At 66.1% G+C, this 23,447-nt stretch carries 20 protein-coding genes; 6 read left to right on the forward strand and 14 right to left on the reverse strand.

The annotated features are described in order from the left end of the window. Positions 1 to 28: 28 nt before the first annotated feature. Complete coding sequence (locus tag AC07OC_RS05125; protein ID WP_494600466.1) at positions 29 to 316, reverse strand: DUF4148 domain-containing protein; 288 nt, start codon at positions 314 to 316, stop codon at positions 29 to 31. A 513-nt stretch (positions 317 to 829) separates the two neighbouring features. On the opposite strand from AC07OC_RS05125, the gene AC07OC_RS05130 reads away from it, so the two are divergent. Beyond that, the gene (locus AC07OC_RS05130) at positions 830 to 1,270 is read left to right on the forward strand and encodes a CBS domain-containing protein (RefSeq protein WP_218293878.1); all 441 of its coding nucleotides are present in this window, start codon (positions 830 to 832) and stop codon (positions 1,268 to 1,270) included. Positions 1,271 to 1,351: 81 nt separating this feature from the next. Here the strand turns inward: AC07OC_RS05130 and AC07OC_RS05135 are convergent, their stop codons facing one another. The 5 genes from AC07OC_RS05135 to AC07OC_RS05155 form a co-directional block, all read right to left on the reverse strand. Beyond that, the gene (locus tag AC07OC_RS05135; RefSeq protein WP_218340633.1) at positions 1,352 to 3,760 is read right to left on the reverse strand and encodes a tetratricopeptide repeat protein; all 2,409 of its coding nucleotides are present in this window, start codon (positions 3,758 to 3,760) and stop codon (positions 1,352 to 1,354) included. A 149-nt stretch (positions 3,761 to 3,909) separates the two neighbouring features. After that, positions 3,910 to 4,722, reverse strand: a complete 813-nt coding sequence (locus AC07OC_RS05140) for an ABC transporter ATP-binding protein (RefSeq protein WP_218340634.1) — start codon at positions 4,720 to 4,722, stop codon at positions 3,910 to 3,912. A 105-nt stretch (positions 4,723 to 4,827) separates the two neighbouring features. Continuing rightward, on the reverse strand, positions 4,828 to 5,796 hold the full coding sequence (gene ntrB / locus AC07OC_RS05145; protein WP_492245541.1) for a nitrate ABC transporter permease: 969 nt from the start codon (positions 5,794 to 5,796) through the stop codon (positions 4,828 to 4,830). 36 nt (positions 5,797 to 5,832) lie between these two features. After that, positions 5,833 to 7,077, reverse strand: a complete 1,245-nt coding sequence (locus AC07OC_RS05150) for a CmpA/NrtA family ABC transporter substrate-binding protein (protein WP_218340636.1) — start codon at positions 7,075 to 7,077, stop codon at positions 5,833 to 5,835. Positions 7,078 to 7,667: 590 nt separating this feature from the next. Further along, complete coding sequence (locus AC07OC_RS05155; protein ID WP_218293883.1) at positions 7,668 to 8,294, reverse strand: ANTAR domain-containing response regulator; 627 nt, start codon at positions 8,292 to 8,294, stop codon at positions 7,668 to 7,670. A 207-nt stretch (positions 8,295 to 8,501) separates the two neighbouring features. Here AC07OC_RS05155 and AC07OC_RS05160 point away from each other — a divergent pair, with 207 nt between their 5' ends. Both AC07OC_RS05160 and tsaD read left to right on the forward strand, forming a co-directional pair. Continuing rightward, complete coding sequence (locus AC07OC_RS05160) at positions 8,502 to 9,668, forward strand: branched-chain amino acid ABC transporter substrate-binding protein (RefSeq protein WP_218293884.1); 1,167 nt, start codon at positions 8,502 to 8,504, stop codon at positions 9,666 to 9,668. 100 nt (positions 9,669 to 9,768) lie between these two features. Beyond that, a complete protein-coding gene (gene tsaD, locus AC07OC_RS05165) occupies positions 9,769 to 10,815 on the forward strand; it encodes a tRNA (adenosine(37)-N6)-threonylcarbamoyltransferase complex transferase subunit TsaD (protein WP_218293885.1) in 1,047 nt (348 codons plus the stop codon). A gap of 33 nt (positions 10,816 to 10,848) precedes the next feature. On the opposite strand, the gene AC07OC_RS05170 is transcribed toward tsaD, so the two are convergent. The 7 genes from AC07OC_RS05170 to AC07OC_RS05200 form a co-directional block, all read right to left on the reverse strand. Continuing rightward, positions 10,849 to 12,531: an IPTL-CTERM sorting domain-containing protein gene (locus AC07OC_RS05170; RefSeq protein ID WP_218340637.1), complete on the reverse strand. Its 1,683-nt coding sequence runs from the start codon at positions 12,529 to 12,531 to the stop codon at positions 10,849 to 10,851. Positions 12,532 to 13,112: 581 nt separating this feature from the next. Beyond that, entirely contained in the window at positions 13,113 to 14,564 is a 1,452-nt protein-coding gene (locus AC07OC_RS05175) for an aldehyde dehydrogenase (RefSeq protein WP_494600467.1), read from the reverse strand. Between the two features lie 57 nt (positions 14,565 to 14,621). Further along, entirely contained in the window at positions 14,622 to 15,332 is a 711-nt protein-coding gene (locus AC07OC_RS05180) for an ABC transporter ATP-binding protein (RefSeq protein WP_494600468.1), read from the reverse strand. Next, positions 15,329 to 16,093 carry an ABC transporter ATP-binding protein gene (locus tag AC07OC_RS05185; protein WP_218340640.1) on the reverse strand — a complete coding sequence of 255 codons (765 nt, stop codon included), beginning with the start codon at positions 16,091 to 16,093 and terminating at the stop codon, positions 15,329 to 15,331. Before AC07OC_RS05185 ends, AC07OC_RS05180 begins: the two co-directional genes overlap by 4 nt. Next, positions 16,086 to 17,027: a branched-chain amino acid ABC transporter permease gene (locus tag AC07OC_RS05190; protein ID WP_492254872.1), complete on the reverse strand. Its 942-nt coding sequence runs from the start codon at positions 17,025 to 17,027 to the stop codon at positions 16,086 to 16,088. Before AC07OC_RS05190 ends, AC07OC_RS05185 begins: the two co-directional genes overlap by 8 nt. Then, entirely contained in the window at positions 17,024 to 17,902 is an 879-nt protein-coding gene (locus tag AC07OC_RS05195; RefSeq protein WP_057270748.1) for a branched-chain amino acid ABC transporter permease, read from the reverse strand. Before AC07OC_RS05195 ends, AC07OC_RS05190 begins: the two co-directional genes overlap by 4 nt. A 6-nt stretch (positions 17,903 to 17,908) precedes the next feature. Continuing rightward, positions 17,909 to 19,126 (reverse strand): amino acid ABC transporter substrate-binding protein, encoded by a 1,218-nt coding sequence (locus AC07OC_RS05200; protein WP_494600469.1) that lies wholly within the window; start codon positions 19,124 to 19,126, stop codon positions 17,909 to 17,911. A gap of 221 nt (positions 19,127 to 19,347) precedes the next feature. Between AC07OC_RS05200 and AC07OC_RS05205 the strand changes: the two genes are divergently transcribed. Then, positions 19,348 to 20,319, forward strand: coding sequence for an AraC-like ligand-binding domain-containing protein (locus tag AC07OC_RS05205; protein ID WP_218340644.1), 972 nt, complete (start codon positions 19,348 to 19,350; stop codon positions 20,317 to 20,319). Between the two features lie 154 nt (positions 20,320 to 20,473). On the opposite strand, the gene AC07OC_RS05210 is transcribed toward AC07OC_RS05205, so the two are convergent. Continuing rightward, on the reverse strand, positions 20,474 to 20,863 hold the full coding sequence (locus AC07OC_RS05210) for an Hsp20/alpha crystallin family protein (RefSeq protein WP_218340645.1): 390 nt from the start codon (positions 20,861 to 20,863) through the stop codon (positions 20,474 to 20,476). Positions 20,864 to 20,955: 92 nt separating this feature from the next. Here AC07OC_RS05210 and AC07OC_RS05215 point away from each other — a divergent pair, with 92 nt between their 5' ends. Together AC07OC_RS05215 and AC07OC_RS05220 are read left to right on the forward strand one after the other, a co-directional pair. Next, the gene (locus tag AC07OC_RS05215) at positions 20,956 to 22,302 is read left to right on the forward strand and encodes a branched-chain amino acid ABC transporter substrate-binding protein (RefSeq protein ID WP_218340646.1); all 1,347 of its coding nucleotides are present in this window, start codon (positions 20,956 to 20,958) and stop codon (positions 22,300 to 22,302) included. Between the two features lie 131 nt (positions 22,303 to 22,433). Further along, on the forward strand, positions 22,434 to 23,435 hold the full coding sequence (locus tag AC07OC_RS05220) for an LLM class flavin-dependent oxidoreductase (protein ID WP_218340647.1): 1,002 nt from the start codon (positions 22,434 to 22,436) through the stop codon (positions 23,433 to 23,435). The last annotated feature ends 12 nt before the right edge of the window (positions 23,436 to 23,447 follow it).

Below are 23,447 nucleotides of genomic sequence, written 5' to 3' on the forward strand. Positions count from 1 at the left end.
GGCCTGGATTCAGCGAATCAAACGCTGATCAACCACGCTCGCCCGAAGGGATCTGGCCGGTGCGCACGGCATCGGCTGCCTGGGCACGCACGGCGGCGCGGTCGGCGGTGGATTGGTAGGTCACCACACGCGAACCTGCGGGCTCGATGGAGCGGGTCTGGGCCACGGTGGCGGCTTCGGCGGCCACTTCGGCGCGCGTGCGGTTGTTGTCGAACTTCGTGGCGAACTGCGAAGCATCGGCCTCGTCGGCCTGGGCACCGAACGAAGCGAAAGCAGCCACGGCGGCGATGGAGAGGAAGCGGGCGGTCTTGTTCATGATGAAATCCTTCAGGAAGAAAAAAGCGTCTCAGAAAAACCGGGACAAAAACCATTTCTGAACCGGGTTCGGTGAGTCGCCTTGCGGGTTCGGCTCATCGATGGGATGAACTGTACGCCGCGGTGGTACAAAGAAAAACTATTTGGTCGCAAACTAACTGTTCCAGTTTTGGAAACAATCCAGACGCCTGTCTTTCTGCCTGCGGCCCGAGGGCCGGTAGCCAGTCGCAAGCGATCGTGGTGGCAGGAGAGGTGGGCGGTGAATCCTTTCGAAAGCGCGTTGGACATGGGCTGTATCGTGCCGGGCGGCGCGGCATGCGTCGTCTCAGCGCGGTTTCGATTCTTTTCGGTTTGTTTCGGGTTCTCCCGAATGCAACAAGTGCGAAACATGTGCATCGAGTCCGTGGGGAACGCGCCAAAGGTGTGGTGAATGGCACTTGCGCGGGTTGCATCGGCAAGGCTTATGGGCTGAAATCACTCTGTACCTGTTTCAGCCATCACGAGGGAGGTTCCAATGACCGTAGTCGCCAAGATTCTTCAATCCAAACCCGATGCCACCGTGCATACCATCGGGCCCGCCACTTCGGTGTTCGATGCGCTCAAGCTCATGGCGGACAAGGGCATCGGTGCGTTGATCGTGACCGAAGGCGCCGACATCGTGGGCATCTTCACCGAGCGGGACTACGCGCGAAAAATCGCGCTCATGGGGCGCACGTCCTCGGTCACCCAGGTGCGGGACGTGATGACGACCGCCGTGCTGTTCGTGCGGCCCGACCACACCAGCGAGCAGTGCATGCAGCTGATGACCGGCAACCGGCTGCGCCACCTGCCCGTGGTGGACGACAGCAGCAAGCTCGTGGGCATGATTTCCATCGGTGACCTGGTCAAGGACATCATTTCCGAGCAGAAATTCATCATCGAGCAGCTGGAGCAGTACATCACCGGGGCGCGCTGACGGCAGGAGATGCCCGGCAGCCCAGGCGCGTGGGCGAGAAAACCGGTTGGCCGGCAGCCTGGATCGGCCGAGAACCCGCTGCTAGCCGGCGACGAGAATCGGCTCGCAAGCCTCACCGGCTTGCTGGCGCTCGAACATGATCCGGTAGGCCGTTTCGAGGTCGCGTGTGAAGCGTTGACCATCAAACAGCGGCGAGTTGGTGCGCAGCCTTTGAAGCTTGGCACGAACGGCCGCCAAGGTCTCGGGTTGGCTGGCAAGTTCAATGGCACGGGCTTCGTAGTCCCGCGGGGTGTGGGTAATCAATTCGGGCAAACCCACTGCGGTGAGCAGGCTGGCGGCCACTCGTCCCGCGAAGGCCTGGCCCGCGAGCGTGAGCACGGGTAGCCCGGCCCAGAGCGCGTCGCTGGCAGTGGTGTGGGCGTTGTAGGGCAGGGTGTCGATGAAAAGATCTGCCGCCCGATGGCGCGCAAGATGGTCGTCCAGCGGCATCCGCTGTGCAAAGACCAGGCGAGCGCCACCCACGCCGCGCTTTTCGGCCTCCTTGACGAGATTCTCGGCGGCGGCCTCGTTGTCCTTGAACAGCCACAAAACGCTGCCAGGTACCGCCTTCAGGATGCGCATCCAGCAGTCAAAGGTGCCCGGAAGAATTTTGTAGTTGTTGTTGAAGCAGCAGAAAACGAATCCGCTGTCTGGCAGGCCCAGTTCCGCGCGTGTGAACTGGCGGTCGGAGATGGGGCGGCGGCTGTCGTTGACCTGGTAGCTGTACGGCATCCAGACTGCTTTTTCAGTGAAGAATCCCTGGTGCTCCGGGGGGATGACGACTTCGTCTGCAATGACATAGTCCATGTAATCGGCACCGGTGGTGCCGGGGTAGCCGAGATAGCTCACCTGAACGGGTGCGCAGCGGTTGGCAAAAATGCCCATGCGCCCATCCCGGGTGAATCCTTTCAAGTCGACCGCGATGTCGATTCCCAGGCCCCGAGCCATGGCGGCGATCTCCTGATCTGTGCGCCCATCGACCTCGTGAAAATGGTCCACACTCTGCTCGATACGGCGGCGGATGCCATCCATCACCTGGGGGCCAAGCGAAAACGCGTGAATCTCGAACTGTTCCTTGGCGTGGCTTTCGAACAGTTCGGCCATCAGGTAGGTGGTGGCATGTGTGAAGTAGTCTGCAGAGAAGTACCCCACTCGGATGCGTCCGGGCCGCCGTGCAGGGAAGCTGTGCTGTGCAGCTTTGTCCAGCCGATGCAATTTCAGATATGCACGCGCCAGCTGGAGGTGAAGGAGTGGGTCGTCCACTATCGCAAGGAAGGGAAAGGGGCTGCTTCTTTGCAGCGCACCCTTGCTCCGCAATTCCTCCAGGTAGGAATCGAATCCTGTCCAGTCGCAGATATGCATGCGCACGGGTTGCGCGACGGCTGGATCGGCGTGGCAATGCGCAAGGCTGTCAATGGCGGCGGTGAATCGCTTGAGGTCGATTTCCGATGCCGCCTTGTGAAAGTGGGCAGCCTCCAGCGCGGGGTCGATTTCCAGGGCCTTTTGGTAGTTGGCGATCGCGTCATCGTGCCTTCCCATTCCTGCCAGAGCCCGTCCGCCGATGACGTAGGCGCTGGCTTGCTGCGGATTGATGGAAAGGGCATTTTCCACTTGCGCAATGGCCTGTTCGTGGAGGTGCAGGTCCAGAAGGCAGCCTGCATGGTCCAGCACCACCTGCGCATTGCCAGGCTGCAGTTCGGCGGCACGCCGCAGCAAAGGTTCTGCTTCTAAAAGCAGGCCCTGCGCAGCGAGCGCGCGGGCTTTGGTCAAACACGCCTCTGCATACTGAGGGTGAATCGCCAGCGCCCGGTCGGCTGCAGCGATGGCCGCATCAAGCTGAGCTGTTTCTATGAGGGCGCACGCCAGGTTGTTGAGGGCCTTGAGGTTTTCAGGGGCTGCCGCCAGCACGTGCTCGAAAGCGGCAATCGCTTCCTCGGACCTTTTCAGTTCCAGCAGGGCAATCCCCTGGTTGACCCGTAGCTCGGGGTGGTCGTGCCCCGCTTCGATAAGTTGGCTAGCGCTGGACAGGGCTTCTTCGTGAAAACCTGCCTTGATGAGGATGCCCACGCGGTTCATTTGTGCGGCGGGCATTTCTGGCTGCAGATCTAGAGCCTGATTGATGCGCTCTAGGGCCTCCTGGGGCTTGCCGCCCCCGGCCAGTGCCAGAGCCAGATTCACGTGAGCACCCGCATCCTGTGGCAACAACCGCACTGCCTGCCCAATCAGCCGTTGCGCGTCTGCAAATGCGCCGCTGCCCAGCGCCACCACGCCCAGCATGTGCAATGCACCAGGATGATGGGGACTCCTGGCCAGAATCTGCTGGTAGAGGTTGGCAGCGCCCTGCAGTTGTCCACTGCGATGCAGGGTCAGGGCCTGTTGGAAGGCTTGGTCAATCTGGAAGGCGGCGCTTGCGGTGGGCTGGTGGGGCCTGAAAAAAGGGGGAGATGTCATGTGGAAAGTCGCCATGGATGCGGGATGCCAGGCCCGTCTTCCACAGGAAGCGAATGCGGCCTGCGGATGGGGCCGCATTGTGCCGTATTGGCCCAAGCCAAGGCCGCTTCCCGATGCCCGCCGGGGAAAAGCCCCGGAGGCTCTGGCCGTCAGGCCGCCTTCTCCACATGCGCCTGCCGCGTGTACAGAAAGTCGATCACCGCCTTGCGGCACTGCACGTAGCGCGGGTCCTCGGCCAGCTCCACGCGGCGGCGGGGGCGGGGCAGGTCGACGGCCAGCACCTCGCCAATGGTGGCGGCGGGGCCGTTGGTCATCATCACGATCTTGTCGGACAGCAGCACGGCCTCGTCCACGTCGTGGGTGACCATGACCACGGTGCTCTGCGTGCGCGCCACGATCTCCAGCAGCTCGTCCTGCAGCTTGGCGCGGGTCAGGGCATCGAGCGCGCCGAAGGGCTCGTCCATCAACAGCACCTGGGGTTCCATGCCCAGCGCACGGGCGATGCCCACGCGCTGCTTCATGCCGCCCGAGATCTCGCCGGGGCGCTTTTGCCCGGCGTGCGTGAGGCCCACCAGCGCCAGCGCCGCATCGGTGCGGGCCCTGAGCTGGGCCTTCGTTTCCTTGCCGCCAAACACGCGTTCCACGGCGAGGTAGATGTTGTCAAAGCAGGTGAGCCAGGGCAGCAGCGAGTGGTTCTGGAACACCACGGCGCGCTCCGGCCCCGGGCCCCTGATCTCCTTGTTGGCGCACAGCAGCGCGCCGTTGGTGGGCGTGGTCAGCCCCGCGATCAGGTTCAGCAGGGTGGACTTGCCGCAGCCCGAGTGGCCGATCAGCGCGACGAACTCGCCCTTGGCGATCGTGAGGTTGATGTCGCGCAGCGCCGGGAACAGGCCCTTGGCGGTCTTGAAGGTCTGCTCCACGCCATGGACTTCGATGAACTTGGTGGTGAGAGAGGTGTGCATGAGGAACTCCGGGTTGTTTCGAGGACCGCCGCGGCACCGGCTTGGCCGGGCCACTGGGGGGGCACCTGAGGGGATGACGCGCCGCAGGCGCGGCTCAGGGGTGGGTCAGGTTTTGACCTCTTCGAAGGTGAACGCAGTGGCCAGCTTGATGAGCGCGAACTCCAGCACCAGCCCGACGATGCCGATCACGAAGATCGCGATGATGATGTTCTTGACGTTGAGGTTGTTCCACTCGTCCCACACCCAGAACCCGATGCCCACGCCGCCAGTCAGCATCTCGGCCGCCACGATCACGAGCCACGCGGTGCCCACGGCCAGGCGCACGCCGGTCAGCATGTAGGGCAGCACGGCGGGGAACAGGATCTTGGTGGCGATCTTCCACTCCGACAGGTTGAGCACGCGGGCCACGTTCATGTAGTCCTGCGGCACACGCTGCACGCCCACGGCGGTGTTGATGATCATGGGCCAGATGGAGCAGATGAAGATCGTCCAGATGGCGGCCGGGTTGGCACCCTTGAACACCAGGAGGCCGATCGGCAGCCAGGCCAATGGAGACACCGGGCGCAGCAGGCTGATGAGCGGGTTGAACATGCGCGACAGGAAGTTGAAGCGCCCGATCACGAAGCCCGCCGGAATGCCCACCAGCGCCGCCATGCCAAAGCCCACGGCCACGCGTTCGAGCGACATCAGCACGTTCCAGCCCACGCCCTGGTCGTTGGGACCGTTGCGGTAGAACGGGTTGCTGAAGATTTCCAGCGCCTGCTTCCAGGTTTCCACCGGGCCGGGAATGCTGTTGCCCGTGGTGGCTGACACCACGGCCCACAGACCCACCAGCAAGCCCAGGCCACACAGCGGCGGCAGCACCGCCATCCAGAAGCCGCGCGACAGCGCCGCCCAGTCGCGACCGGCGGGGGCTGCAGATGCCGTGGGCGCAGGGCTTGCCGCCATTGCCGTTTTTGACTGTTTTTGGCTTCTGGCGCTTGCGGGGGAAGCGCTGCTAGCTACATTATTCATAGCGTTCTGTGCAACCACGGGGGCTGCATCCAGCGGGGAGTGAAAGACGGCACTGACCATGGTGTTCTCCTGTACAGGGTGGACGGGGCAGGGCGCTTACGCCTTGATCTTGAAGCTGTCGGCGTACTTGGCGGGGTCCTTGCCGTCCCACACCACGCCGTCCATGAACTTGCTCGTACGCATTTCGCTCTTGGGCAGCGGCGTCTTGGAAGCGGCTGCCGCCTGCTTGTAGACGTCGATGCGGTTCACGGCCTTGGCCACGTTCAGGTAGTCGGGGTGGTCCTTGACCAGGCCCCAGCGCTTGTGCTGCGTGAGGAACCACATGCCGTCCGTGAGGTAGGGGAAGTTCACCGTGCCCTCGTTGAAGAACTTCATGTGGTTGGGGTCGTCCCAGGTCTTGCCCATGCCGTCCTGGTAGCGGCCCAGGATGCGCTGGTTGATGGCATCGACGCCCGTGTTCACGTAGGCCTTGCCGGCAATGGTCTCGGCCATCTTGTTCTTGTTGGCCAGGCCTTCGTCGATCCACTTGCTGGCCTCCAGGATGGCGGCCGTCACGGCACGGGCCGTGTTGGGGTACTTCTGCACGAATTCGGACGTGGTGCCCAGCACCTTCTCGGGGTGGTCCTTCCAGATGTCCTGCGTGGTCGTGGCCGTCACGCCGATGCCGTCCATGATGGCGCGGTGGTTCCAGGGCTCGCCCACGCAGAAGCCGTCCATGTTGCCCACGCGCATGTTGGCCACCATCTGTGGCGGGGGCACGGTGATGACCTTGGCATCCTTCATCGGGTTGATGCCGTTGGCCGCCAGCCAGTAGTACAGCCACATGGCGTGCGTGCCGGTGGGGAAGGTCTGCGCGAAGGTGTACTCGCGCTTCTCGCTGGCCATCAGCTTGGCCAGGCCCGCGCCATTGACGGCGCCCTTGTCGGCGAGCTTCTTGGACAGCGTGATGGCCTGCCCGTTGTGGTTCAGGTTCATCAGCACGGCCATGTCCTTCTTGGGCCCGGCCAGGCCCAGGTGCACGCCGTAGACCAGGCCGTACAGCACGTGGGCGAAGTCGAGTTCGCCGTTGACCAGCTTGTCGCGCACACCGGCCCAGGAGGCTTCCTTGGTGGGGATGATGGTCACGCCGTACTTCTTGTCGATGCCGAGCACCGAGGCCATCACCACGCTGGCGCAGTCGGTCAGCGGGATGAAGCCGATCTTGACTTCCTTCTTCTCCGGCGCGTCCGAGCCCTGGGCGTGCACCAGCGCACGCAGCGCGGGGCTGACGCCGACGGCGCCCACGGTGGCGGCCTGCAGCACGGTGCGGCGGTTGAGGCTGGTTTTGAGCAGATCGGTCATGGGGCACTTCCTCATAGCGTTGAAAACAAAAAAGGCGTCCTCCCGAGCAGCCTGCATACATGCAGCACCGGTCGGTGAGGGACGCCTCTGTCCATGGCGATACCCGATGAAGGGCTCGCCCAGCACCGGCCCGCCTTTGGGCCCGTGCTGTGTGGGGGTGAGACCGCCATTGGTCTCGCAGGGGTTAATGCAAGTGGCGTGCCAGGCCTTGCCGCACGGGCTCCGCATCAGTTCGGCGCATGGTTTGCTATTGAATTAATAGCTGCTTGCGCAAATGGATCAAGCGCTGGGGGCCTTTTTGACCTGCAAACGCGCGGAGGTTGTGCGCGCGGTGAATGCCGCACTGCCTTTGTGCGGCGCACCATCCGGGAGAAGCCGGTGGACCTGGGCGTGGCCCAGGCCGGGGATGCCGGGCAAGGACCGCTGCGCAGCGAGGGGATCGTCCCCTTTCCCGAGCCGGGCAGCGATTCGAGAGGAGGGGCCAAGGGCCGCGGCTCCAAGACTGCCTGCGCAGTCTGGACGTCCCCAGGAGCGGGCGGCCTCTGGCGGCTGCACCGATGCGCGCAGCGCCTCAGGAGGGTGTCACCTGCTTACCCGAGCAGGTCCATCACGTCGAGCATGCGCTGGGCCACATCCACGAGCTTGAGGCCCTTGTCCATGGCGGTCTTGCGCAGTTTCTCGTACGCGGCCTGCTCGGTCAGGCCCTGGCGCTGCATGAGCAGGCCCTTGGCGCGGTCGATGGTCTTGCGGTCCTTGAGCTCGGTCTTGGCATCGGCGAGCTCGGCGCGCAGCGCCTGCTCGTGCTGGAAGCGCGCCATCGCCACGTCCAGGATGGGGCGGATGCGCTGGGGCGCGAGGCCGGCCACGATGTAGGCCGACACGCCCGCGGCCACCGCGTCCTTGACGTGCGAGGTGTCCTCGTCGTTGGTGAACATCACGATGGGGCGGCGTTCGTCGCGCGTGGCCACCACCACGTGTTCCAGCGCGTCGCGGGCCTCGCTCTCGGCGTCCACGATGATCAGGTCGGGCTGCAACTGGGCGATCCGCTCGCTCAGGAACACATCCGCGGGCAGCGTGGCGATCAGGTTGAAATTGTTCTCCAGCAGCCCGATGCGCAGCGCCCGCGAACGCTCCGCCTGCAGCACGGCGTGTTCGTCGTCGGGGTCGGCAATGGCCAGGTCCGGGGCCACCACCACGATGCGCAGAGACTCGTTCATACCCCGGAGCATAAGCAATTTTTACGCCACAAATTGGTGCGCCGAAGCGGTGCGCCCCGGGCAGGCGCCGGGTTCCGGCAAGGGCCTTGCCTTGCAGGGTCTGAAACTTGCTAATAGTTTGCCGATTGGCAGGGCATACCCGATAGCGCCTTTCCTCCGTCGTCGCATATACATCTGGTCACATTGACATATTGATGAGGATTCCGCATGAACAAGCATATTGACCGGCGCCGTTTCGCCGCCGGGCTGGCCTTGACCACCGCCGCGTCCATGGCGCTGCTGCTCCTGTCCGGGTGCGGCAAGGTGCCCGACACCATCAAGATCGGCGTGGCGCAGCCCTTGAGCGGCCCCCTGGGCGCCCTCGGGCAGGACTTGCTCAATGGCGTGAACCTGGCCGTGGCCGAACTGAACAAGGGCGGCTACACCGTGGACGGCAAGCGGGTGACGCTGGAGGTGGTGGCGGTGGACGACAAGGCCGACGCGGCCACCGGCAAGACGGTGGCCCAGCAGCTGGTGGATGCCGGCGTGGTGGCCGTCATCGGGCACCTGAATTCGGGCGTGAGCATCGAGACCGCGCCCATCTACGCGGCCAAGGACATCGCGCAGATCGCCATCTCCACCAACCCCAAGTTCACGCAGCTGGGTTTTTCCACCACCTTCCGCATGGTGGGCAACGACACGCTGCAGGCGCGCGCCATCGGCTCGTTTGCCGCCACCCAGCTGGGCGCCGCGCGCTATGCCGCGCTGGACGATGGCACGCCCTACGGCAAGGGCCTGGCCGACGGGGCCGCCGCGCAGCTCAAGGCCGAGAAGAAAGAGGTGGTGGTGCGCAAGTCGTTCGACGACAAGACCACGGCATTCGACGAACTGGCCGGCGAACTCAAGGCCGCGAAGGTGGAGGTGATCGTCTCCACCCTCAATGACTTCCAGGCGCTGGCGTTGCTGGAAGCCCTGCGCAAGGTGGGGCACACCAAGGTGAGCCTGCTGGGCGGCGACACCATCAAGACCACCGACATGACCAAGGGGGCCGGCATCGTCGAGGGCGTCTATGCCACCTCGCCCGTGCTGGAAGCCAAGGAGTTTTCCACGGGCAAGCCCTTCCTGGAAAAGTACATCGATGCCTACAAGAAGCCGCCCGCGTACGGCGGGCACTACAGCTACGACAGCATGTACGTGCTCTCGGCGGCCATCCAGAAGGCCAAGTCCGCGGACCCCAAGGACATCACCAAGGCCATGCACGGCATCAACGGCTACGCGCCCGTGATCGGCACGATGACCTGGGATGACAAGGGCGAGCAGCGCTACGGCGCGGTGGGCGTGTACGAACTGCGCAGCGGCAGCTGGGAGCTGCGCATGCGCTCGGACCGCTGGTAGGCGCGGCCTGCGACCCTGGGGATGCACGACCCCTGCCGGCCACCGCCGGCAGGGGTTTTTGCATCAGGCCCCCCGCGAGCCCGGGTTTTACACTCGGGGCATGAGTCTGTTGATCCTCGGAATTGAATCCTCGTGCGACGAGACCGGCGTGGCGCTGGTGCGCTCCACGGGCGATGCCGTTCCCACCCTGCTGTCCCACGCCCTGCACAGCCAGATCGAGATGCACCAGGCCTATGGTGGCGTGGTGCCCGAGCTGGCCAGCCGCGACCACATCCGCCGCGTGCTGCCGCTGACCACGCAAGTGTTGACGGAGTCCGGCCAGACGCTGGCGGACGTGGACGTGGTTGCTTACACGCGCGGCCCGGGCCTGGCGGGTGCCCTGCTGGTGGGGGCCGGCGTGGCCTGCGCGCTGGGCGCGGCGCTGGACAAGCCGGTGCTGGGCGTGCACCACCTGGAGGGGCACCTGCTCTCGCCCTTCCTGAGCGCGGACCCGCCCGAGTTCCCCTTCGTGGCCCTGCTGGTCTCCGGCGGCCACACCCAGCTCATGCGGGTGGACGGCGTGGGCCGCTACGAGATCCTGGGCGAGACCATCGACGACGCGGCGGGCGAGGCCTTCGACAAGTCGGCCAAGCTCATGGGCCTGGGCTACCCGGGAGGGCCGGCGCTGTCACGCCTGGCCGAGCAGGGCGATCCGGCGGCCTTCAAGCTGCCGCGCCCGCTGCTGCACAGCGGCAATCTCGACTTCTCCTTTGCCGGGCTCAAGACCGCCGTGCTGACCCAGGCCAAGAAACTGGGCGACGGGCTCGAAGCGCGCAAGGCCGACCTGGCGGCCAGCACCGAGGCCGCCATCGTCGAGGTGCTGGTGAAAAAGACGCTGGCGGCGCTCAAGCAGACCGGACTCAAGCGCGTGGTGGTGGCCGGTGGTGTGGGCGCCAACCGGCATCTGCGGGCGCAGCTCAATGCCGCCTGCGCGGCGGCCAGGGTGCGGGTGCACTACCCCGAATTGCACCTGTGCACCGACAACGGGGCCATGATCGCCATGGCGGCGGCAATGCGGCTGCAGGCGGGGCAGCAGGAGGCGAACACCGACTATGCGTTTGATGTGAAGCCGCGGTGGCCGCTGGATTCCATCGTGCCAGTCGGCTGAAATGGGCTGGTCATTCCAGCCCCGTCGACAAAACTATCCTGCAGAACCGCGCTGTTGCCTGCGCAGTCCCATCCAACCCAGGATGGCAGCCAGTGCAGCCAGTGCCCACGGGTTGTTGACCGGGATGCTGGTGGGATCAGAGCCCAGTGCCGGAGCCAGCGGATCGCGGATACGCCCTGCGGCAATGTCTGAATCACCTATGCCGTTGTCAGTGATGCTGTACGTCACTGTGCGGCGGTCCGGGCTGAGCACTGCCTCGGTCCATAAGAACCAGGTGGAGGTCTGTGCTCCTGCCGTAGCCGGTCCGAACTTCCAGAACTGCACGCCTTCAGGCAACGGAGTCGGGTACGTGATGGAGATGGTGACGCTGCCGGTGCAGCCGGTGGCGAGGAACTCGAACGCGCCATGAGGCAAGGTGCGGTTGGCGGGGGCCGTAGAAGGCACCGTGAATGCGGAGCTGGAATCCAGCGTACAGCTTGCGCCTCCGCCAGCGAGGGTGACTGAGCCGGTGCCTGACATGCCAGGTACCGTGCCGGTCACCGTCGAAAGTGTTGGTGTGACCACATTGCTGATGCCTGCGGCGGAAGGCCCCTTGTTGTTGGTAGCCACGACGCGGAAGCTGTACGCCGATCCGTTGGTGAGGCCAGAGACCGTGCAGCCGAGCGCACCCGAGGTCGTACACGTTTTGCTGCCGTCTTGCACCGCTGTGACCGTGTAGCCGGAGATGGCGCTGCCGCCATCGTGGGATGGTACTTGCCAGTTCACGGTCGCTTGCCCGTTGCCAGCCGTGACGCTGACGTTCTGGGGCGCACCAGGCACGTTGGCCTCGACCTGGATGGAGTAGGACTGCGAACCCGAACAGCCGCTGGCGTCCGCGACTGTCACTGTGAAGTTGAAGGTTCCAGTGGCCGTTGGCGTGCCGGAGATGGTGCCACTACCACCCAGCGTCAACCCGGGGGGCAAAGCACCAGCAGTCACCGCATAGCTTGGCGCTCCCAGTGCACCCGTCTGTGAAAGGGGGGTGCTATAGGCCTGACCCCAGACAGCCGGGGCCAGCGCGCCCCCCGGTGTCATCGTGAATGCCGGGCACACATAGGGTGTGTACACCGTGTTGTCGATACCGATGTAGTCGGAATTCGTTCCGAGAGCACCGGCCGAGGTGACGAAATAGCGAAACGCCATGCGTCCAGAGGTGGGGGCTGGAAGTCCCGAGATAGTGATGGTGTATTGCGTCCAAGTCTGGGGATAGCCGCCGGCCACCAGCGTTGGATTGACGCTGAGCAGCAGCGCCGTGAAGTCCCCCACGGCGGTGGCGCCTGATCCCACATTTGTGCTTGCGCCATTGGTGCTCAGCCGGACTTCCAGCCGATCGGGATAGTCGGTCCCCGTGGGTTTTCTTGTGAAGAAGGTCAGCACATCCCCATTGCGCAGCGTCCGGTTTGGCATCGCGAGCCAGTTGCTGATGGTGCCGGTGCTGCCGGTGTTGTTGTAGTTGGCGCCAATGTATGCATTGGCTGCGCCGCTATACGCGTTGAAGGGGCCGGGGGTTGGCGTCGCTGTGGTTGCTGTCCCCTGGAACCAGCTGGTTGAGCCGGCCGGGGTGCTGTTGTTCTGCATGAACCATCCATTGCCCGTGAGCAACGTGATGTTGTCAAAATCCTCTGTGAATGCCTGGGCCCAGGCCTGGCTGGAAAAACCAACCACAAAGAGAATCATTGTGGCAATACGAAAACAAATCCTGCTCATGTCTGGCTGTCCGCTGTAGTGATTGACAACGCTGATGCGTGTCCGCTCCCGTGGGAGGCACATTTGCGGCGGTTCGTTTGTCGCGCCATTCATGCTGGACAGCACATTGCGCGAATCTAGTGTGCTGTCACCGCTCAAGCCACATGTTCACGAAATCGGATTTTCACACTCGGTACCGCACTGCAAGTCCTCGATACCGCTGCGGTGGTCACTGAGGGGGGCGCCTGCTTTTTTGAGAATGAAGCCATCGACTTCGTTGCATGCAGCTATTTCCGGGCCGGCGCACTAGCCGATGAATGCTGAAACAATCGCTAACAACCTTATGGGGTGGGCTACCAGCTGTCAAGAAAAAAAGCGCAGGCATCGGCGATGCCCGCGGGGTTGTGCGACGGGCGCTGATTTCTGTGCACCTTTCCCAGAAACCTTTGAATACGCCTCTCAAGCTCGGACGCAGGGGGGTGAATGGCGGCTTGACCGACATTGACCAGGCGCGCGGCATTCAGGTGGACGCTCATGCCCGTCCACCGTACATGGGAGCCGTTTCAACGCCCTCAAAATGGATAGTGCCTCGGGGTTGTCTGCACCGTGATCCAGCGCAGCTCCGTGAACTCCCGCACCCCCGCCATCCCCCCAAACCGCCCGTACCCCGAACTCTTCACCCCACCGAACGGCATCTGCCCCTCGTCATGCACCGTCGGCCCGTTGATGTGACAGATCCCCGACTCGATGCGCGCCGCGACGTTCCACGCCTTGGCCACATCGCGGCTGAACACGGCGGATGACAGGCCGAACTCGTTGTCGTTGGCGCAGGCAATGGCTTCTTCCACGCCATTCACGCGCACCACGGGCTTGACGGGGCCGAACGACTCCTCGCGGTAGATGTCCATCTCGGCCGTCACGTGGTCGAGCACGGTGGCCTGCATCAGCGTGCTGTCGCTCTTGCCGCCGCACACCAGCGTGGCGCCCTTGGCCAGCGCGTCGTCGATGAGCGCGTTGCAGCGGTGCACCGTGGCCATGTCCACCACCGAGCCGAGCACCACCGGGCCCTTGCGCGGGTCGCCCAGGGGCAGGGCCTTGGCGCGCTCGCCGAGCTTGGCCACGAACTCGTCGGCCACGGCGTTGTCCACGACGATGCGTTCGGTGGACATGCAGATCTGGCCCGAGTTGGCGAACGAGCCGAACACGGTGCCGGCCACGGCGGCATCGACGTCCGCATCGTCCAGCACCAGCAAGGGTGCCTTGCCACCCAGCTCCAGCACCACGGGCTTGAGGTACTTGGCACACGTCTGCGCGATGATGCGGCCGACCTTGGTCGAGCCCGTGAAGTTCACGCGGCGCACGGCCGGGTGGGCCACGATGGCCTCGACCACGGCACCGGCGTCTGCGGGTGCATTGGTCACGAAGTTCACCACGCCTGGCGGCAGGCCGGCCTCCTGAAGCGCCTCGATGATCAGGCCGTGCGTGGCCGGGCTCAGCTCCGAGCCCTTCAAGATGACCGTGTTGCCGCAGGCCAGCGGCGTGGCAATGGCGCGCACCCCCAGGATGATGGGCGCGTTCCACGGCGCGATGCCCAGCACCACGCCCGCGGCCTGGCGCACGCCCATGGCCAGGCTGCCGGGCACGTCCGACGGAATCACCTCGCCTGCGATCTGCGTGGTGAGGGCCGCGGCCTCCTGCAGCAGTCCCGCCGCCAGGTGCACGTTGAAGCCGGCCCACAGGCCCGATGCGCCGGTCTCTGCGGCCATGGCGGCAGCAAAGGCGTCGCCCTTGGCTTCGAGTGCGTGCGCCGCCTTGAGCAGCAGCGCGCGGCGCGCATTGGGGCCCAGGGCCGACCAGGCCGGGAAGGCCTTGGCGGCTGCGTCTGCTGCGGCCTTGGCATCGGCCACGGTGGCGGCGGGCGCGGTGGTGGCCACGGAGCCGTCGAGCGGGTTGCGGCGCTCGAAGGTAGCGCCGCTGGCGGCCTGCACGCGCTCGCCGTTGATCAGCATGGAAATGGCAGTCATTGAATGTCTCCTGGATGAATAGGAAGGAAAAGTCGATGGGGATGGGGTGCGGGACGTTCAGGCAACGCCCAGGTAGGCCTGGCGCACGGCGTCGGACTGCAGCAGCGTGGCGGCATCGCCCGAGGCCACGATGCGCCCGCGCTCCAGCACATAGCCGCGCTGGGCCACCTGCAGCGCCTTGCGCACGTTCTGCTCCACCATGAGCACGGTGACGCCCTGCGCCGCGATGCGCTGCACGATGGCCAGCAGCTCGTCCACCATGCGTGGGGCCAGGCCCAGCGAGGGCTCGTCCAGCATCAACAGGCGCGGGCCGCTCATCATGGCGCGGGCCACGGCCACCATCTGCTGCTCGCCGCCGCTCATGGTGCCGGCCAGTTGCTGGGCACGCTCCTTGAGGCGCGGAAAGTCCTCGAAGGCCTGGGCCAGGCGCTCGGCGCGCGTGCGCGAGGGCACCAACCAACCGCCGAGCTCCAGGTTCTCGGTCACCGTCATCTGTGGAAACAGCTGGCGGCCCTCGGCCACCAGGGCCAGGCCGCGTTGCACGCAGGCGGTCGCATTGAGGGCCGGCACGGCCTGGCCGTCGAGCTGCACCGTGCCCTGGCGCGGCAGCAGGCCGGCCAGGGCCTTGAGCAACGTGGTCTTGCCGGCGCCGTTGGGGCCGACGATCACCGTGATGCCGGGCTGGGCCTCAAGCGACAGGTCCTGCAGCACCTGAAAGCCGTTGTAGCCCGTGACCAGCCCTTGTACCGTGAGGTGTGCGCCGCTCATGCCGTGGCTCCTTCGGGTGTTGCCTGTGTGCCCATCTCATCGCCCAGGTAGGCCTCGATCACCTCCGGGTTGCGCACCACCTCGGCGGGCGTGCCATCGGCGATCTTGCGGCCCTGGTGCAGCACCAGCACGCGCTCCACGTACTTGAGCAGCGTGGTCACCGCATGCTCGATCCACACCACCGTGAGGCCCCAGTCATCGCGCAGGCGGCGGATGCGTTGGGCCATGGCGTCCACCTCGGCCTCGGTCAGGCCAGCGGCCACCTCGTCGAGCAGCAGCAGGCGCGGGCGCGTGCCCAGGGCCATGCCGATCTCCAGCAGGCGCTGCTGCGAGGGCGTCACATCGGCGGCAGGGCGCTCGGCCAAGGCCGACAGGCCCAGCATGGCCAGGATCTCGTCCTCGCTGCGCAGGCCCACGGGCCCCTGGCGGTGGCGGCCCGCGAACTGCATGCCAAAGCGCACGTTGTCGCGCACCGTCATGTCCGGGAACACGCGCGGCGTCTGGAAGGTGCGCGCAATGCCGTGGGCCGCATAGTGGTGCGGGCCCTTGCCGGTCAGGTTGTCGACACCGCAGTGCAGCGTGCCCGAGGTCGGTGGCTGCACGCCCGAGATGGCGTTGAAGAACGTGGTCTTGCCCGCGCCGTTGGGGCCGATGATGCCGATCAGCTCGCCTGCGTGCAGGCTGGCGCTCACGCCGTCCACGGCGGTCAGCCCGCCAAAGCGCACGGTCACGCTGTCGATGGTCAGCAGGGCTTCAGACATGGCTGGCCTCCGTTGCAGGCGTGGCCGCCCGCTTGCGCTGCCACAGCGTGGCCAGCCCGTTGGGCAGGTACATCACGCACAGGATCAGCAGCAGGCCCAGCACCATCATGTAGCCATAGGGCAGCTGCAGGCGCAGCGTCTCGGCCAGCAGGCTGAAGACGATGGCCGCGAGCACCGGCCCGCCGATGCTGGCCGCCCCGCCGATCAGCGCGATCAGCACCGTCTGGAAGCCGATGAAGGGGCTGAACACGGCGGCCGGTTCGATGTAGGTCCAGCGCACGGCCATGGCCGCGCCCACGGCGCCCGCAAACGCGGCCGTGATGCCGAAGCCCGCGATCTTCGCCAGGCGCGTGTCCACGCCCAGGGTCTGCGCACGCTGCTCGTCGGCCCCGATGCCCGAGAGCGCCAGGCCGAAGCGGCTGCGCTGGATGGCGATGGCGGTCGCAATGGCCGCCGCCGCGATCAGCAGCACCGTGAGGTACACCGTCTCGTTGCTGGGCACCACCGTGAGCACACGGCCCACCGTGCCCGATACCTGCTTTTCGACAAAGGTCACCGCGTGGCGGATCAGCTCCGTCATGCCGAAGGTCAGCACCGCGAAGTAGGTGCCGCGCAGGTGCAGCACGGCGGCCCCCATGACCACGGCCACCACGGCGGCGATCAGCGCGCCGGCCACGATCACCAACGGCCAGGGCAGCACTTCTAGCAGCGTGGCGCTGGCGTACGCGCCGATGCCGAAGAAGGCCGATGTGGCCAGCGAGAGGTAGCGCGTGGCGCCGCAGAACAGCGACCAGCTGGTGGCCAGTGCGATGTACATCAGGCAACTGAGCAGCACCGAGGCCACGAACTCGGACACCAGCCAGGGCAGGGTGCCGACCACGGCCGTGCCCGCGGCGAGCGCCAGCCAGGGCTTGTTGGAATGGAGAGATTTCATTTTTTGGAAAAGAGGCCGTTGGGGCGCCAGATCAGCACGCCGATGAACACCGCATAGCTCAGCAGCATCTTGAGGGAGGGGCTGCTGAAGTGCATGCCCAGGGCCTCGACCACACCCAGCAGCAGGCCGCCGGCCAGGCTGCCCGCCAGGCTGCCGAAGCCGCCCAGCGTGATCACGATCAGCGCCGTCACGGTATAGGGCTCGCCCATCGAGGGGGAAATCTCGTAGGTCATCGACAGCAGGGCCCCCGCCACGCCCGACAGGCCCAGGCCGATGCCGAACATCATCGGGTGCAGGCGCCGGGTGTTGATGCCTACCAGCTGTGCCCCCGTGGGCGACTGCATCAGCGCCCGCACGGCCTTGCCCAGCAAGGTGAGCTTGAGCAGCGCGATCAGCGCGGCCGACAGCGCCAGCGCCACGCCGAACAGCACCAGCTTGTTCTCGGTGAAGCGCATGCCCGCCACTTGCACCGGGTCGGCCAGGTACTCGTAGCCGCGCAGGTCGCCGCCCCAGATCAAGAGGGCGGTGTTCTGCACCAGGAACATCAGGCCGAAGCCCACCATCAGGCTGCGCGCCTCGAACACGTCCACGTTCGGCGCGCGCGCCGCCAGGCGCTTGAAGCACAGCGCATGCACCGCCACCCCCAGCACGAACAGCGCGATGAAGGCGATGGGCATCAGCAGCAGCGGCGACCAGCCCCAGGCGGTGTGCGCCCACCAGGTGAGGAAGGCGCCGAGCATCAGGAACTCGCCATGCGAGATGTTCATGATGCGCATCAGCCCGTACTGCAGGTTCAGGCCCATAGCCACCAGCGCGTAGATGCCGCCGGTAATGAGGCCGCTGGCGACCAGTTCGGCCCAGGAGGTCAAGGACATGCCGTCTTACTTCCAGGCAGGCTTGTTGGTGTTCAGCTGCGCCGTGGCGCGGTCCTTGGGCCACACCACCTCGAAGTCGCTGCCCTGCCACTGGCTCACCGTGCCAGGGATGGAGGCGTTCTCGCTGCCTGCAAAGCGGATGCCGCCCAGGATGGTCTTGAACTCGTTCTTGGCGATGTGCTCGCGCAGCGCCTTGCGGTCCAGGCCCACCTTCTCCACGGCCTGCTGCAGGATCTGCAGGCCCGCCCAGGCATGGCCACTGGCCCAGCGGTCGGGCTCCTTGTTGAACTTCTTCACGTGGGCGTCGAAGTAGGCCTTGGCCTCGGGGCTGGTCTTCACGCTCCACGATCCCATGCCGATCACGCCTTCGGTGTTGGCCTGCATCACGTTCTTGTACAGCTGGAAGGCGGTGCCCACCGAAGCGTAGAAGAATTTGGGGTTCAGCCCCACCTCGCGCGCCTGGCGGCTGACCAGGATGGTGTCGGGCGGGTAGGTGATGCCGATGAAGGCGTCGGGGTTCTGGTCCTTGATGCCGCGCAGCACGGGCGCCAGGTCCTTCACGCCCAGCGGGTAGCTCTTGCGCTCCACCACCTGGATGCTGGTCTTCTTGAGCGCGTTGTTCAGCGCCGCGAAGTTTTCCAGGCCGAACAGGTCGTCCATGTAGACGATGGCCACCGACTTCACGCCGTTGGCCACCAGCATGTCCACCAGCGCGCCCATCATCTTGTCGGGCTGCTGCAGCAGCGAGAAGAAGTAGGGCAGGTTCATGTCGATCAGCTTGCGCGACAGGGCGGTGGGCGCCAGCAACGGGTAGCCAAAGCGGTTGGCCAGCGGCGCGATGGCGAAGTTGGCGCCCGAGCCCCAGGGCGGCAGGATCAGGTCCACCTTGTCGCTGCCCATGAGTTTCTCGAAGGTGCGCACACAGGTCTCGGTCTCGCTGCGGTCGTCGTAGCCGATGAGCTCGATGGGGCGCTTGGCGCCCTTGATGCTCAGGCCGCCCGCCGCGTTCACCTGTTCGGCCCACAGCAGGTAGTTGGGCTCCTGGCTGACCTGGGCGCCTGCGGCCCAGGGGCCTGTGCGGGCAATCGCGTAGCCGATGCGCACGGGGGCGCTGCCACTGCCTTGGGCCAGCAGCTGCGGCGCCACGGCCAGCGCGCCCACGGTGGCGGCGGCCCCCTTGATCCATTGGCGCTTGGAGGGTTGGGATGGTGAATGCGTTGTCATTGTGTGTCTCCTCGGATGGGAGGCCCGCGCAGTGCAGGCCGTACCCGGATCGTAGGAAGACGCCGCCCGGTACGCTGGGCTGAGCGTGCACAAAAGCCTTGTCCCAGCGTGCACGGCGCAGGGGGTTTACCCGGATTTCCGTGCCCGCCGCAGGAATAGCGGCGCGGCCGATAATCCCGCTGAGACAGGCGGCACCGTCTGCATGACGACTGGAGACACCCATGGCCCACCCTCTGACCGAGGTATCGACCGACACCGTGCCACCGCGCGACCGCCTGCACCTGTGGGGCGATGCGGTGTGGCGCCTCATTGGCGGGCTGGAGTCCGATGCCTTCGGCGACGAGGCCTTCGCGGGCCACATCACGTCGGGCCAGGCAGGCTACGTCAACCTGTGCCAGCTCGACGTGAGCCGCCACCGTGTGGTGCGCACCCCCAGCCTCATCCGCAGCAGCGACCGGGCCTACATCAAGGTGGTGGCGCAGCTCGAAGGGCGCGCCTGCTTCGAGCAGAACGGCCGCCAGGTGTGGCTGTCGCCCGGCGAGTGGAGCGTGTACGACACCACCCGCGCCTACGCCGTGAGCAACCCCGAGGCCGTGCGCCAGATGGTGCTGATGATCCCCAAGGAACAATTGCCCGAGCGCAAGCTCAAGCTCGACGACCTGATGGTGCAGCGGTTTTCAGGCACCACGGGCGTGTCGCGCCTGGCGTGGGACACCATGCGCGCTGCGTTCACCGAGCTGCCCAGCATGTCCGACGCCGCTGCCGACGGCGTGGCCGACGTGATCACGCACCTGGTGCAGCTGTCGCTGCTGGAGCGCAACGGCCAGCACAGTGCCGTGTCGCAGCGCGAGGCCCTGCGGGACCGCATCGGCCAGTACATCGACCGCCACCTCGCAGACCCGGACCTCACCATCGACCGTATTGCGCAGGCGCTCAACTGCAGCAAGCGGCACCTGTACAACGCGGTGGCGGACGAGGAGAACACGCTGGCCACCATGATCCAGCACCGGCGGCTGGAGGCGTGCCTGCAAGACCTGCGCAGCAGCGCGCAGGCGCAGCGGTCGGTCACGGACATCGCGCTGTCCTGGGGTTTCTCCAACAGCGCCCATTTCAGCCGTGTGTTCCGCGCACATGTGGGCTGCAGCCCCAGCGAATACCGCATGCGGGCCCGGGTTCCGGCATTGCCACACTGAGCGCGCTCTCCGGCCGCTGCGCAGGCCTGTCGGCAGGTCGTTTCATAAGAAAAAACGCCCCTGCCGCTTTCAGCTATTGAATCAATAGCGGTCGTGCTGGCGGCAGGCGGCCCGCCCTGCGCGGGCGGGCGGGTAACTGTGCAAGCGCAGCCGTTTACTGGATGCTCAGCGACGTGGCCCGGCTCGCGGGCTCCAGGCGGGCCAGCGTCAGGGTCAGCACGCCGTTTTCCAGCTTGGCGGAGCTGTTGGCCACGTCGATATCAGTGGCCAGCTCCCAGGCGCGCTGCACCTGACGGGGCGCGCCCTCCACGCTTTGCAGGCGCACCTGGTTGCCTTCGATGCTGATGGACAGCTGCTCGCGGGCCAGGCCCGGTACATCCAGCTGCAAGGTGGTGGTCTTTTCGTCCTGCGTCACGGCGCAGCCGGCAGAGGCCGGGGCTGCGGGTGCGGCCAGTGCGCCCATCAGGAAACGCTGCAGCGCCAGGTCGGCGGAACGGGGGGACTGGGCATAAGCGGCACGGCGGATCACGGGGGCGAAGATCATGGGTAACTCCTATAAACTGCGCGGCTCTCGACGTGGTCGCCGCATGCCAAGGAGTTGTGTACGGCCGGGTTGCTTTTCAAGGGAAAAATGGCATGAATAAATTGCGCTCCGTGGGCTTGAAAACAGGCGCAGCGGCATTACGTCAACCGGTTTTGGCGCTGGCCACGGCGCTGGTCTGCGCTGTGGCCCCCCTTTCCGCCAGCCATGCCCAGACCGCGCCCGGCACCACGGCCGCGGCCCCGGCCAAACCGGTGAAAGTGGCGCTCATCGAAAGCCTCTCGGGCGCGTTCGCCAACACCGGCGAGGCGGTGTACCGCAACGTCTACTGGGCCATGGAGCGTGTGAACGCACGCGGCGGCGTGCAGTTGCCCGCCAGCAGCGGCGGCCCCCGCCCGCTGGCGCTGGAGCGCTACGACAGCAAGGGCCAGAACGAAGAGGCCTTGTCGGCACTGCGCGCGGCCATCGACGACGGCGCACAGGTCATCCTGCAGGGCAATTCGTCGGCCACGGCGGCGGTGCTGATCGAAGCCATCAACAAGCACAACGAGCGCGAACCGAACAAGCGCGTGATCTTTTTGAACTACTCGGCGGTGGACCCCATCCTCACCAACGAGAAGTGCAGCTTCTGGCACTTTCGCTTCGACGCCCATGCCGACATGCGCATGGCCGCGCTCATGGAAGTGATGCGCGAAGACAAGGGCCTCAAGAGCGTCTACCTCATCGGCCAGGACTACAGCTTCGGCCAGGCCGTGCTGCGCGAGGCGAAGAAGCAGCTGGCCGCCCAGCGCCCCGAGGTGACGGTGGTGGGCGACGAGCTGCACCCCATCGGCCGGGTGAAGGACTTCGCGCCCTATGCGGTGAAGATCAAGACCAGCGGCGCGCAGGCCGTGGTCACGGGCAACTGGGGCAATGACCTCACGCTGTTGGTCAAGGCCGCGCGCGAGGTGGGCTACGAAGGCAGCTTCTACACCTTCTACGGCAACGCCCTGGGCGCGCCCGCCGCCATCGGCGACGCGGGCATCGGCAAGGTGGTGGCCGTGGCCGACTGGCTGCCCAACGTGCCGGGCGCGCAGAGCGAGGCGTTCTACCAGTCGTTCCGCACGCGCTTTCCCAAGCCGCAGGATGACTACGTGCACATGCGCATGCAGCTCATGGTCGAGGCGCTGGCCCAGTCCATCGAACGCGCGGGCGGCACCGACGCCGTGGCCGTGGCGCGGCAGATGGAGAGCGCGAATGTGCAGCTGTCGGGCCAGGGCGGAAGCATGCGCGCGGCGGATCACCAGTTCCAGCAGGCGCTGGTGGTGGGCGTGATGGACAAGAAGGGCGCACCGGGCGTGAAGTTCGACGTGGAAGGCTCAGGCTACGGCTTTCGCGTGGTGCGCCAGATCGCCGCCGCCAAGGCCCAGCAACCCCACAGCTGCACCATGCAGCGCCCCTGACCCACGGCGCGGGCGGTATGCGGCGCAGCGCGCGCCGCATATCGATATGAAAAGTTAGCGCAACCGGTGCAGGCCGTCGGGCCACAGAATTTGTCGCATTGATCACCCATGCGCGAATCGCTGCCTCCACCGTGTCCTACACCCTCTCCCTGCTCGACAAAAGTCCCATCCCCGACGGGGCCACGGCGGCCGAGGCGCTGCAGCGCACCGTAGCGCTGGCCCAGCGTGCCGAGCAACTGGGCTACCGCCGCTTCTGGGTGGCCGAGCACCATGGCAACCCGGGCCTGGCCGGCTCGGCACCCGAAGTGCTGGTGGCCCACCTGCTGGCGCGCACCTCGCGCATCCGCATCGGCTCGGGCGGCGTGATGCTGCAGCACTACAGCCCCTTCAAGGTGGCCGAGGCGTTCAAGGTGCTCGCATCACTGGCCCCCGGCCGCGTGGACCTGGGCGTGGGCAAGGCGCCCGGCGGCCTGCCGCTGTCCACCCGGGCGCTGCAGGCGCTGCAGGACAAATCCAGGCCATCCGACTTCGGCGCGCGCTTTGCGGAGCTGGATGCCTTTCTGCACGGCACGTTGGACCCTGAGCATGCGCTGGCGGGTGCCGTGGCCTACCCCGCACCGCCCAGCCTGCCCGAGCGCCACCTGCTCGGCGGCAGCCCCGACAGCGCGGCGCTGGCGGCGCGCCACGGCTGGCACTTCACGTACGCGGGCCATTTCAACGGCGACCCCGTCAACATCGAGCGCACGGTGCGCGTGTACCGCGAAGCCGCTGGCCGCGCCCCCTCGCTGGCGCTCTATGCACTGGTGGCCCCGACACAGGCGCAGGCCGACAGCTTGGTGGGCGCCTTGCGCGTCTTCAAGCTGCATTTGTCCACCGGGCAGAGCGTGAACCTGCCCAGCGCGCAGGCCGCCGCGGAGTTTGCGCGCCAGGCCGGCGTGGCGGATTACCGGCTCGAGGAAACCCGGCCCCACGTGATCGCCGGCTCGCCCGAGCATGTGCGCGGGCAACTCGATGCGCTCAGTGGGCGCTACGGCATCGAAGAGTTCGTGGTCGACACGCCGGTCACGGGCTTTGCCGAGCGCCTGGCCTCGGTCGAACTGCTGGCCGGCGCCTACGCCACCGCCGAGGCCTGACCCGCTGGCCGC

Source organism: Acidovorax sp. GW821-FHT10E04, assembly GCF_059415185.1.